We start from the raw sequence: 12,455 nt of genomic DNA, 5'->3' as shown, positions 1-12,455 counted from the left end.
CTTGCGCGCCCCGTCGATTGGTAAAAATGGTACTCAGATCGCTTTCAGGGTGCCCTTTGGCAGAGTGGCAGCGATAGCGCCCTTCTGGATCTTCAGCTCAACAGTGTCGGAAACCTCGATCACCACGAAGTCATCGGTCACCTTGTTGATCTTGCCAGCGATACCACCCGTAGTAACGACTTCATCGCCCTTCTGCAGGTTGCTGAGCAGGTTTTTCTGCTCCTTGGCGCGCTTGGCCTGTGGACGCCAGATCATCAGATAGAAGATGACCAGGAAGCCGACCAGGAAGATCCACTCAAAGCCGGTGCCCGCAGGACCGGCAGCCGGTGCAGCAGCATCCGCGAAAGCGGGAGAGATGAAAAAGCTCATTTAGCGCTCCAATTGCATAATTAGTATAAGAAACACGAAAAATCGGTTCTGTTTCAGCCAAGCGGCGGCGTTGGAAGGCCGCGTTTGGCATAGAAGGCATCGACGAAGGCGGCCAATGTACCTTGTTGAATAGCCTCGCGCAAACCAGCCATAAGCAGCTGGTAATGCCGCAAATTGTGGATCGTATTGAGCATGCTCCCCAACATTTCGCCGCACTTGTCCAGGTGATGCAGATAAGCGCGGGAGAAGTTCTTGCAGGTGTAGCAGTCACAGGTCGGATCCAGCGGCGAATCGTCATGGCGATGGAACGCATTACGAATCTTCAGAACACCGGTATCGATGAACAGATGGCCGTTGCGGGCATTGCGGGTCGGCATCACGCAGTCGAACATGTCGACTCCGCGGCGCACACCCTCAACCAGATCCTCGGGCTTGCCTACCCCCATAAGGTAACGAGGTTTGTCTGCTGGCATCTGGCCCGGCAGATAATCCAGCACCTTGATCATCTCGTGCTTGGGCTCGCCCACCGACAGACCGCCAATGGCCAGGCCATCGAAACCGATCTGGTCCAGCTCTTCGAGCGAGCGCATGCGCAGATTTTCATGCATGCCGCCCTGCACGATGCCGAACAGCGCCGCCGTGCTCTCGCCATGGGCGACTTTCGAGCGCTTGGCCCAGCGCAGCGACAGCTCCATGGAAACCCGTGCGACGTCTTCATCAGCCGGGTACGGCGTGCATTCGTCGAAGATCATCACGATGTCCGAGCCCAGGTCACGCTGGACCTGCATCGACTCTTCCGGCCCCATGAACACCTTGGCCCCATCGACCGGGGAAGCGAAGGTCACACCCTCCTCCTTGATCTTGCGCATGGCACCCAGGCTGAACACCTGGAAACCACCGGAGTCGGTCAGGATCGGTCCTTTCCACTGCATGAAATCGTGCAGGTCGCCGTGGCCCTTGATGACCTCGGTGCCCGGACGCAGCCACAGGTGGAAAGTGTTACCCAGAATGATCTGCGCGCCGGTCGCCTCGATATCCCGAGGCAGCATGCCCTTGACCGTGCCATAAGTGCCCACCGGCATGAACGCCGGGGTTTCCACCACGCCACGAGGGAAGGTCAGGCGACCGCGACGAGCCTTGCCGTCAGTGGCCAGCAGCTCGAAAGACATACGACAGGTGCGACTCATGCTTGATCCTCTGAGGCCGATTCCTGCGGAGCAGTCGGCGCGGGATTGCGGGTGATGAACATCGCATCACCGTAACTGAAGAAGCGGTACCCATGCTCGATGGCCGCCGCATAGGCCGCCATGGTTTCGGGATAACCGGCGAACGCCGAAACCAGCATCAACAGCGTGGATTCAGGCAAATGGAAATTGGTCACCAGCGCATCGACCACATGAAACGGCCGCCCTGGATAAATGAAGATATCGGTGTCGCCACTGAAGGGTTTCAGCACGCCATCACGCGCCGCGCTTTCCAGCGAACGCACGCTGGTGGTCCCGACCGCAATCACCCGCCCGCCCCGCGCACGGCACGCGGCCACGGCATCGACGACTTCCTGGCTGACTTCCAGCCACTCGTTGTGCATGTGGTGATCTTCGATGCGGTCTACACGCACCGGCTGAAAGGTGCCAGCGCCCACGTGCAGGGTCACAAAGGCCGTCTCGACGCCCTTGGCGGCAATCGCCTCCAGCAGCGGCTCGTCGAAATGCAGACCTGCCGTCGGCGCAGCCACCGCACCAGCACGCTCGGCATAGACCGTCTGATAACGCTCGCGGTCAGCGCCTTCGTCCGGGCGATCTATATAAGGAGGCAACGGCATATGCCCGACGCGGTCCAGCAGCGGCAGCACTTCCTCGGCGAAACGCAGCTCGAAGAGCGTGTCGTGGCGCGCCACCATCTCGGCCTCGCCACCGCCATCGATCAGGATCGACGAACCCGGCTTGGGCGACTTGCTCGACCGCACATGCGCCAGCACCCGATGACTGTCGAGCACCCGCTCGACCAGAATCTCCAGCTTGCCGCCGGACGCCTTCTGCCCGAACAGACGTGCGGGAATCACACGGGTGTTGTTGAAGATCATCAGATCGCCAGAGCGCAAATGCTCAAGCAAATCAGTGAATTGACGATGCGCCAGCGCGCCGCTCACCCCGTCCAGGGTCAACAGACGACTACTGCGCCGCTCGGCCAGCGGGTGGCGAGCAATCAGGGAATCAGGAAGATCGAAGGTAAAGTCAGCAACGCGCATGATGGTGTTCGATTAGCAGGGCCGGGGAGTTTATCCGGTTTGGAGGGATTAGTAAAAAACCTGCAAAAAACCTTGTTGACCAATGATATGCGCATCCCTATACTTCGCCGCCATTGAGCCCTGATGGCGGAATTGGTAGACGCGGCGGATTCAAAATCCGTTTTCGAAAGGAGTGGGAGTTCGAGTCTCCCTCGGGGCACCATATAGCAAGACACTCAAGCGGTTGCAGAGCTTGGGTTTGAAAGAAACCGGCCACTAAGCCGGTTTTTTTGTGCCTGGATTTTGTTGGTTGCTGAGCCTGGAGCCCGCTTACAGGCGACAACTATCGTCGTGCCAATGAAAGAAAGTAGCTACCTGAGTAGGAGAGAATTCATTCGCGAGACGGCATTCCAGACAATACATATTCCTTGAATGTACCGGCCTCTCCCTCCGACATTGCAGATCCCGATGCCGATCATTTGAGGCACACGCAAGCTTGCAGGAGGCAGCTTGCTGGCGAAAAAGGCCTGAAACCGACAGATATTCTGCGTCTGTACGTGAAGTCGCCAGCAAGCTGCCTCCCATAAATTAATTCATGACCTTAATTGATTGGCAGTAACCTATAGAAAGCTTGTCCGCGACACTCATAGTAGTCCTCCCAATGAAATACACTGTCCACACGAAAGTCGTGGGTAAATCTCATCGGGTCAGCAACCCTTAACTGCTACCATTTTTGCAGACCGAAAGACCTATCGATAAACCATTGTTGACTCGGAGACGGCGATGAACCATAGCCATCTCCGAAAAAGTAGATTTAAATATAAAGCTTTGTAAAACCAAACTCCCACGACCAACCACCAAGGCCTACAGCACAAAAAACCGCAGACTGAAAAATAAAAAAATGCTTATAACATATACGACTACCACTACTCATTATGGAATTACGCGCCTAACTCCTACGCCCCACGAAGCGACCAATTTACTCACACGCATCCACTCTTCATCGGCCGTTTTATTTAACGACTCATATAGTTTATGCGGTGACATTTCCTTCATTTTTTGCACACTATTCTGTAGCAGAGACTCCCCCAAAGGAGCACATATCCATACTTCATCGTCACAACCATTAAACTCCGACCAATAGTCACTATTAAACTCAAGATCCGATTGACGAGCTGTCGAAACTCTCAAACCAAATTTATGATCTGGATAAGGACGATAACGGTGATACTTGGAGGATGAATATAACAAGCAAGGTGTTTGTGCACGAGGAACTAGATCCCTGACAACATTTACAGGCAATATATTTTCAATCTCATGGCACCCTAAAATCTCCAGATGATAAGCAAGATTCAAACCTAATTTTTCGTGTCGAAATCTTTTCGCAGTACTACCCTTAGGCCCTTTAGGATGCTTTAAATCACTATCAATTACGCACAACAAAAACCTTCCTTGCGATACTAGGTCTTTAAAAAGATCATAAGTAGTACTTCCACCCCCCGGCCTAAAATCCAAAACAACACCAAATGCGGAAAGCAGCTTATTCCCTACCAAATGTAAAGCAGCACCACACTCCAACGCACTTGCATCAAGTAAGTTCTCAGTAATCAATATAGATGGCTGCAACATTCGAGTATCTAAAAAATAGTTAAACCCGACATTCAACCTCCCCTCACCAAGCTCCATCCGCGCCCCATCATCAAACTCAACAACAACATGAAAATCAAACTGCCTCTCTATTCTGCGAGTCTCAATGACAGTACTCTTCAAACTAAACAAAACTCGCTTCGAGTATGAACTAAGCTGCGGAACATCTTGCAACGCTTCTACAACCTCAATAGGAGCCCACAAAACATGCTTTCCCTCTCCATGCGCCGATAAAATATTATCCAGCGCTCTAACCTTCGAGTCAAAACTGGTCGAAAAATCGATTACTGCGTCAATAATAAATATCATTTTTTACGCCGATAGAAAGCCAGCAGGCCAGTCGATAAGATAACCTTCATCATCGAAGCCAGAAAAAGACACTAAAGTTTTTCCATTCTTCTCCTTTTCAAACAAGGTAATATTAATATCACTTTCATCCATAACATTACTACGTACGCTTTTTCCTAATGCGTCGATCAAATGCTTGCTGTGAGTCTCAATAACAAAGTTAAAGCTCTTTGAATCAGCGAGCGATGCAACCTTAGCAATTGCCAGGCCAAACTTATATTGCAAATCTGGATGCAAATGCAGTTCAGGCTGTTCAATAACTATCGTCCTTGATTTATTTTTCTTCAGCCTAACCCCCTTACCCTTATCAACTAGCTCCAACCAGATAGAAACAATCACAGGAAGAATCTGAGAATAACCAAACCCCATATCACTAACATTATGAAACTTATCATCATGCTCCTCTTTTATTTGGATAGCATAATGAAGACCAGTAGTTACCAGCTCAATTTTAAAACCAAAATTTGAGAACATCCAGTCGCTTAACTCTCGCTTTTTCCTTGCATCAAGAGAGTTAATTACCATAGGCAGGTTAGCACCCGTATGGTCAATTTCTGCAATTTGTAAATCTTGATACCTGTAAAATCGCTCTGCAGAAGCCCTAAGAGGACCTAGATATCGAACACCGCCAAAGAAGTTTTTAAACAGGTCATCAGCCCCCCCCCAAAATGAATGAATATGCTGAGCCAATATATAATTAAAACACACCTTGGTAATATACTGCGCATTCTCATCCAACTTCTTCAAGAAGAATTTATCCGAAGAAAACGCCTCTTTAATGTGCCCATAAAGATCGGCACCATAAGAGAAAGGAATTGTGGAAATCTGCTCCCTCATCTTACGCTCCTGTTTAGCCTTGTGATGATATTTAGATAAAAACTTAATCATTTTATTCACAGGCTCCACATGCATAGTATCAACAATAACTTTGCGCTTGCCTTGATTCTTTATGGTCACCTCTCGTATATCTCGAACCACACGAGGTATGATTGCCCCCTTGTTAAAAACAACTGAAACAGGGTACGAATCCTTAATCTTTAACTCTACGCACTCCACCTCTAAAGAAAGAACTTCTTCGCCTGAGTAGGTAAGCTTAACCTGAGAACCATACAGGCTAAATATTATAGTAGTGATCAAACTTTCTCTATCCCGCCTTCTTAGCTTTATTTTTATATTTGCAGGATGTTCTACACTGCTCTCATCCAAATAAAGAGCACTAGCCCTAACATGACTCCACTCCCAACCATCGTACAATGCTGTATCTACAATATCTAAAGTTGTATCAAAATCAAACGTAATCTCATTCCCGCCATCATGAAGAGCAGTATTAAAATCACCAAAATCAACATATGCACCGTACCACAGTATCGGGGTACGCGTATCTGACTCCACTGATTGACGCAACAATGGATAAGTTCTTAAAAACGTGCTTTTCCCGCAGCTATTTTTCCCAACAAATACATTAATTTTCTTCACAGGTATGAGCTGTTCTTTTTCACCGAAACTACGAAGCTGCTCAACACCAAAACTATTAATACTACTCATATCATTCCTTTGAATCGATGTGGTGCTGTTTGGCAAGAGCTGAACTGAGAATTTGTTGCCAAAATTTTGCTAGCAAAGGGATTCCCCGCACCAGCATAGCCAAAAGCCATCATCGCTAGACTACGATTTTCTGTCAATGGCTAACGCGGTGTTTTATAAACACCAATGAAATCAGGTCTACACCCTACTGAAATTGAGAGCTTTGAACTTATTGAGCTGACAAGCGATTATGGCCTTGCCCGAGGCCGAGCACGCTGGGTTAAGCAGCTATAGGGGAGCGCAAACACGCGAAAATCGAGAAGAGTGTCTTGTTAACTGTCGTATAGGCAGCTAAGAAGATCAGCAGAAAATTTATTTACTCATTATTGCATTAACTGCCCAAGCAGCCCTATCCCACTTCATAACCGTCAAATCCTACGTCACACTCACACCAGCCCTACAACCACCTACTCCCCATAGCCCCCCCAAGCTACCCCTCCCGACATTCGCTGCCTGCAGCGACCGGGTTTCGCGACCCGATTTAAAGATAAATTCCCCCCCATCGCGAAGCAGTCGATTAACTCTTCTGCGCACTGCGTTATGGCGGTTGTGTGCCTACCGCCTTGGGAGACGACTTGTCAGCCTCATGATTCAAGACGTACGGACTGGCTGAAGTTCTGCCCAAGACAAAAAGCACTTGCCAAAACTTGATGGAATGACACCATCGTTACGTAGCCACAACGTAGCTACATATCAAGCGGAGGGAGCTGAGATCATGGCTGCAACACTTAAAACCACTGACGTGCGTTGTCGCATCGACGAGGAGTTGAAGGATCGTGCCACCGCAGTACTGAATGCATGCGGGCTGACCCTCAGTGACGGCTTGCGTCTTTTTCTCCGCCAAGTTGTGGCAACTCAAGGGCTGCCTTTCGAGGTTCGCGCCCCTTCAGAAAAAACCGCTCAGGCCATGGCACAAGCGCGTGAAATTCGTCGTCAGTTCGACTCTCTCGATGACATGTTAAGGGATGCTGACGGCAAAACCGGAAAAGAAAAAAAAGCGCGCCGACCTGCCAAAACAGTGCACGCAGACACCTGAATTTAAAAAGTCCTGGGAGCGTTATAAGCGCGCAGGGCTTCGCGACATGAATGAAGTCCGCAAGGTTATGGTGATGCTGTTCTTGGGGGAGCCGTTACCTCCCGAGTATCTGGATCATGCACTGAAGGGAGAATGGTCCGGGTATCGGGAATGTCACATCGGCGGAGACTTTCTTCTGATTTATGACATGGCCCGAGCCGATCTAGTGACCTTTGTCGATCTCGGCAGCCATGCTGAATTGTTCAAATAGCTCAACATCACCGCCTCTGATTTCTCAAGATCAGGGGCCAAACCTCCTAATGCCGATCAGTTAAGGCATACCTGTCACTGGTGGGAATACGTTGGCCGCGACGAGCTGTGGCCAGCAGCATCCGGATGGTTATTCGGTAACGCCTTCCTGAATAAATCCGGTCCCACAAAGTGATATGCCTGTTAGCCAGGTGAACATTGCATTCATCGTGTCCGTTGCCTATATTCCAGCCCGGCGCTATCCACGCCACCACCCGCGGAAAGGGCTGCGCCCAGGATCATGCTTCCCCGCATTCGTCATTACGACTCCCGACCTTCAAGCGGACAAGGTTTGTGCAAGGAGATCGTATGTCTACTCGTTCTGCGTCATTGTCCAATGACGGTCGTATCAACCTTGAGCAGCAGCGCAAGCGGGCCAAGGCGCTTTTGCAGCGCATGAAAAATGGCGCTGCGCCTGATGAGCTTTCGATGATTTCACGCACTTATGCCTCCGCGTCTGTGACCTTGTCCGATGCCCAGTGGCTGATCGCCCGGGAACTGGGTTTCAGCAGTTGGCCCAAGCTCAAGGCCCATGTGGATGCGGTGGAGTTTGCGGCGCGGCATCCGGATTTCGAGGCGAGTGACGAAGCGCGTACCGTGCATTGGCGTTGCGGCAACGACATTGCGCACAGCCTGCAACTGGCAGGTTTCAAGGGTTCGTTCCGGATGCTGACGGACCCGCTGTGCATGGGGCCGGTCCAGGATCTGCCTGCCGAGGCGTACAAGGCGCTGCGCAGCCAGTTCATCAACGAGGCTTTCGGGGTTGATGTGGCCGACGCCGCACGACGGTTCGATGATGAATATTCCAACCTCTCGCAGTTGAGCGACGCCGACCATAGTGTGCTGTGGTGCGAAGCGGATGCTTATGATCAGCTTTTCCTGATACGGGCGCTGGCGGGGCTTGAGCGTCTGCCGCGCAAGCTTGAGCTGATCGAGGTGGATCGGGTGCCCGGCGTTCAGCGCTTCATCGGCATCGGGCAACTGGCGCCCGATGTACTTGCCTGGCTTTGGCCACAGCGCAGGCGGGTGGATGAGGACGCGCTGTTGTTGGCGCGTCAGGCGTGGCTGGCTTATTGCGATTCATCTCCCGCGGCCTTGGCGAAACTGGCTCATGAACCGAACGCCGCCCTGCCCTTTCTCGCGCCCGCGCTGTTACGGCAATTGCAGGAGTTACCGGGTATTCGCGATGGCTTGTCGCTCACTGAGCGCCTGACTTTGCAGTATGTGGACGAGGCTGGCCCCGTGGCATGCGGCAGGGTTTTCGCCGAACTGATGGCCAAACGCGAGCCGCTGCCGTTTCTGGGGGATATGATGTTTCACGCGATGATGCGACCGCTGATCGATACTCCGCGCCCCTTGCTGATCGAGTCGGAGGCTCATCTGGAATGGCCTCGTCGCCTGTTGACGATTACGCCATTGGGCAAGCAGGTTTTGAGGGGTGAGGCATATTGGCTGGAGCATGCCGCTCATGAGCGTTGGGTCGGTGGTGTCTGCATACGTCCTGGGCAGTCTCATTGGGTGATTGATGAGCGGTTGATGCCGGTCTGGCGTGATTAGGTGGCGGGCCTCTCGCAATGGGCAGTGATTGAAACAGGCATCGAACGGCCAGCAGTTGCCACGTCTTGCAGTGCGCGTTAGTCTCCGCGCCGTCCGCTGCAAAATCAGCGGCAGGGTTTAGCGACCCGATTATCCAGACGTTTCAGCGTCCCCCGAATACTTCAGGCTTATGCTTGAGGTATGCGTTATGGCGGCTGTGCGTCGGAGACCTTCGGGTCTGCCGGTTCTCTGGATACCGGTTCGCTAACCTTCGCACAGCTGCCACCCATTCGTTTAGCGACGTTGTGTGGCAGCTTCAATCATCCAGGAGCTACGCCGATGTACCCCCTCAATCCCTCTGCGCCCTGCACAGAACAATTTGAAGCCCTCGTTTTCAACCGCCATCACCGCGCCTTGCGTGCCGTCACGTGTGACGCTCAGGCATGGTTTTGCCTGTCGGACCTTGCGCGTCTGATGGGCAAAATGCTGGACGAACGCGCCACCCTCAAGCTCGACCCCGATCAACGTCGCACCGCCTGGCTGCATGCCCATGGCCGTTGGGAAAAGTGCATGCTGCTCAGTGAGTCCGGTGTGTTTGCGATGCTGGTTCATCATTACATCCCCGAAAATCGCGCCTTGCGCCACTGGCTGACCCATGAGGTGTTGCCGGTTTTGCATCAGCAACATGCAGTCAAGGGCGATCAACCCAACCTGAATCAGATGCAATGGTTCGGCAATGCCCTGAGCGTATTGCAATGGCGCAGCGAATCATGGATTCGATTCAGGGATGTGCCGCATGTGGTCATGGAGGTGGCCCCCCAACCCAGACGAGGAATATGGCGCAAACTGCTGGAAGCCCTGGGTGGCAAACGATTCGTGATGTGAAGCGAGATTGACTTTAGCCCGGCAGGCTTTTGGCAAAGGCCTGCCGGGTTCTGATCCTCTTTTTTCAGCCCCCTCCTGCTCCTTTTAAAATCAATGACTTAAAAGCCTCGAAAAAGGGTAAAACAGCGCTCTAGCCATGGTCTTGCTTTTAAAACGAGGGGTTATTGGCAAAGTGTTGGCTTAACTGCCGTGTAGGCAGTTTAGAAACTTTGCGACATCAATGACGTCTCGCGGATAAATCCGCTCCTACCGGCTACTACGCCGAGACGACGGGTGATTACCTACAGGCAGTCCCTACCTCACCCCAACTCTTTTGCCCTACCGCACATCACCCTTCGGAACCGAACAGGCAAGATAACGCTCTTATAGTTCACTGATGTGACCGAGCGTTGAGGGTGGGTGTGTGAGCGATAGTAAAGTCCGGGTGAATAACCGGGTAACGGGTGATATCTCTCATCCACAAAAAGATATCTTTTTTGCAGCCGTCGAAACCACCCGGATGCCGATGATATTTACCGACCCTCATCGCCCGGATAATCCGATCATCTTTGCCAATCAGGCTTTTCTCGAGATGACGGGCTATTCAGCCGATGAGATCGTGGGCCGTAACTGTCGCTTTCTGCAAGGGCCGGAAACGGATCGTGCAGTTGTCGCCGCCTTGCGCCAGGCCATTGCAGACAAACAAGACATCGCGACGGAAATCCTGAACTACAAGAAGGACGGCTCGTCGTTCTGGAACGCCCTGTTCATGTCGCCAGTCTTCAATGACAATGGCGATCTTGTTTACTTTTTCGCCTCACAACTGGATGTCAGCCGCCGCCGGGATGCTGAGGATGCCTTGCGTCAGGCCCAGAAAATGGAAGCACTGGGCCAATTGACCGGCGGGATTGCCCATGACTTCAATAACCTGTTGCAGGTCATGGGGGGTTACATCGGCCTGATCGACTCAGCCACCGACAAGTCCAGCATCGATGTCCCTCGCATCAAACGAAGCGTCGAGCACGCCAAGTCGGCCGTTGACCGTGCCAGCACCCTGACCAAGCAACTCCTGGCCTTTGCCCGAAAGCAGAAGCTGCAAGGCCGGGTGCTGAACCTCAATCAGGTGGTCACGGGCATGGAGGCCTTGATCGAGCGTACTTTCGGTGCAGAAGTTCCGGTTGAGTACAGCCTTGAGCCCGCCCTTCTCAACTGTCGCCTCGACCCGAGCCAGGCCGAAGTTGCTCTGCTGAACATCCTGATCAACGCACGGGATGCGCTGATTGGCAGGCAGGACCGTCGGGTGTTCATCGAAACGCGAAACATCATCGTGAAGGACCTGGCCAGCGTCTCTTATGACGGCCTGCTGCCGGGCAGTTACGTGAGTATTTCGATCACAGACAATGGCATCGGCATGCCTGCCAGCATTCGCGACCGGGTTATGGACCCGTTCTTCACGACCAAGGAAGAAGGCCAGGGCACCGGTCTTGGGCTGTCGATGGTCTATGGCTTTGCCAAGCAATCGGGCGGAGCGGCGCGGATCTACTCCGAGGAAGATGTCGGGACCACACTGCGCCTCTACTTCCCGGTGGATGATGCCAGCATCAGCATTCATGACCACGCTACACCGGTTGCCAGCAAAACTGGCAGCGAACGCATCCTGATCGTCGAGGATCGACCCGACGTCGCAGAGCTGGCCAAGATGGTGCTGGAAGATTACGGCTACGTCACTGACATGGTGCTCAATGCCCGGGAAGCGCTGAAGCGTTTTGAAAGCGGCGAGACGTATGACCTGCTTTTCACCGACCTGATCATGCCGGGCGGGATGAACGGGGTGATGCTGGCCAGGGAAGTGAAACGGCGCTACCCGAAAATCAAGGTGCTGCTGACCACGGGTTACGCCGAAAGCTCTATCGAGCGGACTGACCTGGGCGGTACCGAGTTTGAAGTAGTGTCCAAGCCTTGCATGCCTCACGATCTCGCCAGAAAAGTACGCCAGGTGCTCGACGGTCCCAACGGCGTAGCCTGAGTGACAGTGCCTGTTGCGGCTACGTGCAACAGGCACCGAATATCCCTTCCATGACGTGCGCCTATCACGGCCAAGGGGACAGCTTTATCAAAATAATTTGCTGGCCATTATTTTGATGTTAATCTCGGCGCGTTTTTTCAGTGGGTCATTATCTGCCCCGGGAAGTTTCAATACTCCCGATCCACTTTGAAAGACTCGCTACAGAAAATCAAAATAAAAACAATCTGCCAGGTTTTCCTATATGCGCCTTCAAGAACGCACCGCACTGCCGCTTCCGTTCCCGTCACCCTTGCTCTGCCGTTCCCTGCGAGCACTCCGATTACGCTAGAAAAATCCATGCACGTTACGTATTGCGCGTAACACAGGCATTGACAGGCACTTCGCGTCTGAAGGCCGACAGTCTATCTGTGCCTTTGAACACTTCATGGATTCGCATCAACCTGAAGCAATGCATCGTTTGATATGCAGGGCCTTGTGCGTTGTTGTTCAAGCAGTGCCTATAAACAATAAAAAAGGTGCAAAGCACCACA

The 12,455-nt window shown here is 52.4% G+C and carries 10 protein-coding genes and 1 tRNA gene; 6 read left to right on the top strand and 5 right to left on the bottom strand.

Features of this window, described 5'->3' with window-relative positions:
- Positions 1 to 33: 33 nt before the first annotated feature.
- Genes yajC through queA form a run of 3 tightly spaced genes read right to left on the bottom strand, consistent with a single transcriptional unit; the run spans position 34 to position 2,617 of the window.
- Complete coding sequence (gene yajC / locus KGD89_RS05595) at positions 34 to 369, bottom strand: preprotein translocase subunit YajC (RefSeq protein ID WP_025258825.1); 336 nt, start codon at positions 367 to 369, stop codon at positions 34 to 36.
- 53 nt (positions 370 to 422) lie between these two features.
- On the bottom strand, positions 423 to 1,538 hold the full coding sequence (gene tgt, locus KGD89_RS05590; RefSeq protein WP_117148216.1) for a tRNA guanosine(34) transglycosylase Tgt: 1,116 nt from the start codon (positions 1,536 to 1,538) through the stop codon (positions 423 to 425).
- Positions 1,539 to 1,552: 14 nt separating this feature from the next.
- Entirely contained in the window at positions 1,553 to 2,617 is a 1,065-nt protein-coding gene (gene queA / locus KGD89_RS05585; RefSeq protein ID WP_025258823.1) for a tRNA preQ1(34) S-adenosylmethionine ribosyltransferase-isomerase QueA, read from the bottom strand.
- Positions 2,618 to 2,734: 117 nt separating this feature from the next.
- On the opposite strand from queA, the gene KGD89_RS05580 reads away from it, so the two are divergent.
- Positions 2,735 to 2,819, top strand: a tRNA-Leu gene (locus tag KGD89_RS05580).
- Between the two features lie 710 nt (positions 2,820 to 3,529).
- Here KGD89_RS05580 and KGD89_RS05575 read toward each other — a convergent pair.
- Both KGD89_RS05575 and KGD89_RS05570 read right to left on the bottom strand, forming a co-directional pair.
- Positions 3,530 to 4,552, bottom strand: a complete 1,023-nt coding sequence (locus tag KGD89_RS05575; RefSeq protein ID WP_143008723.1) for a hypothetical protein — start codon at positions 4,550 to 4,552, stop codon at positions 3,530 to 3,532.
- A gap of 3 nt (positions 4,553 to 4,555) precedes the next feature.
- Entirely contained in the window at positions 4,556 to 6,136 is a 1,581-nt protein-coding gene (locus KGD89_RS05570; protein WP_025258822.1) for an AAA family ATPase, read from the bottom strand.
- A 754-nt stretch (positions 6,137 to 6,890) separates the two neighbouring features.
- Here KGD89_RS05570 and KGD89_RS05565 point away from each other — a divergent pair.
- From KGD89_RS05565 to KGD89_RS05545, 5 genes are all read left to right on the top strand, one after another.
- The gene (locus KGD89_RS05565; protein WP_025258821.1) at positions 6,891 to 7,211 is read left to right on the top strand and encodes a type II toxin-antitoxin system RelB/DinJ family antitoxin; all 321 of its coding nucleotides are present in this window, start codon (positions 6,891 to 6,893) and stop codon (positions 7,209 to 7,211) included.
- The gene (locus KGD89_RS05560; RefSeq protein ID WP_074569091.1) at positions 7,141 to 7,461 is read left to right on the top strand and encodes a type II toxin-antitoxin system YafQ family toxin; all 321 of its coding nucleotides are present in this window, start codon (positions 7,141 to 7,143) and stop codon (positions 7,459 to 7,461) included. The genes KGD89_RS05565 and KGD89_RS05560 overlap by 71 nt, the downstream gene beginning before the upstream one ends.
- A gap of 347 nt (positions 7,462 to 7,808) precedes the next feature.
- A complete protein-coding gene (locus KGD89_RS05555; protein ID WP_025258819.1) occupies positions 7,809 to 9,056 on the top strand; it encodes a DUF1835 domain-containing protein in 1,248 nt (415 codons plus the stop codon).
- 318 nt (positions 9,057 to 9,374) lie between these two features.
- The gene (locus KGD89_RS05550; RefSeq protein ID WP_025258818.1) at positions 9,375 to 9,920 is read left to right on the top strand and encodes a BRO-N domain-containing protein; all 546 of its coding nucleotides are present in this window, start codon (positions 9,375 to 9,377) and stop codon (positions 9,918 to 9,920) included.
- Positions 9,921 to 10,323: 403 nt separating this feature from the next.
- Positions 10,324 to 11,925 carry a hybrid sensor histidine kinase/response regulator gene (locus tag KGD89_RS05545; protein ID WP_025258817.1) on the top strand — a complete coding sequence of 534 codons (1,602 nt, stop codon included), beginning with the start codon at positions 10,324 to 10,326 and terminating at the stop codon, positions 11,923 to 11,925.
- The last annotated feature ends 530 nt before the right edge of the window (positions 11,926 to 12,455 follow it).

Source organism: Pseudomonas cichorii (assembly GCF_018343775.1).
In the GTDB taxonomy this organism is placed as follows: Bacteria; Pseudomonadota; Gammaproteobacteria; order Pseudomonadales; family Pseudomonadaceae; genus Aquipseudomonas; species Aquipseudomonas cichorii.
The sequence above is the reverse complement of the archived record's forward strand: the minus strand, read 5'-3'. Positions and strand labels throughout refer to the sequence as shown.

What these genes read in the sequence shown, in the direction of transcription:
- KGD89_RS05560 (WP_074569091.1), top strand. Translation starts at nt 7,141, where the DNA reads ATGCTGACGGCAAAACCGGAAAAGAAAAAAAAGCGCGCCGACCTGCCA.
- yajC (WP_025258825.1), bottom strand. Translation starts at nt 369, where the DNA reads ATGAGCTTTTTCATCTCTCCCGCTTTCGCGGATGCTGCTGCACCGGCT.
- KGD89_RS05575 (WP_143008723.1), bottom strand. Translation starts at nt 4,552, where the DNA reads ATGATATTTATTATTGACGCAGTAATCGATTTTTCGACCAGTTTTGAC.
- KGD89_RS05570 (WP_025258822.1), bottom strand. Translation starts at nt 6,136, where the DNA reads ATGAGTAGTATTAATAGTTTTGGTGTTGAGCAGCTTCGTAGTTTCGGT.
- queA (WP_025258823.1), bottom strand. Translation starts at nt 2,617, where the DNA reads ATGCGCGTTGCTGACTTTACCTTCGATCTTCCTGATTCCCTGATTGCT.
- tgt (WP_117148216.1), bottom strand. Translation starts at nt 1,538, where the DNA reads ATGTCTTTCGAGCTGCTGGCCACTGACGGCAAGGCTCGTCGCGGTCGC.
- KGD89_RS05565 (WP_025258821.1), top strand. Translation starts at nt 6,891, where the DNA reads ATGGCTGCAACACTTAAAACCACTGACGTGCGTTGTCGCATCGACGAG.
- KGD89_RS05550 (WP_025258818.1), top strand. Translation starts at nt 9,375, where the DNA reads ATGTACCCCCTCAATCCCTCTGCGCCCTGCACAGAACAATTTGAAGCC.
- KGD89_RS05555 (WP_025258819.1), top strand. Translation starts at nt 7,809, where the DNA reads ATGTCTACTCGTTCTGCGTCATTGTCCAATGACGGTCGTATCAACCTT.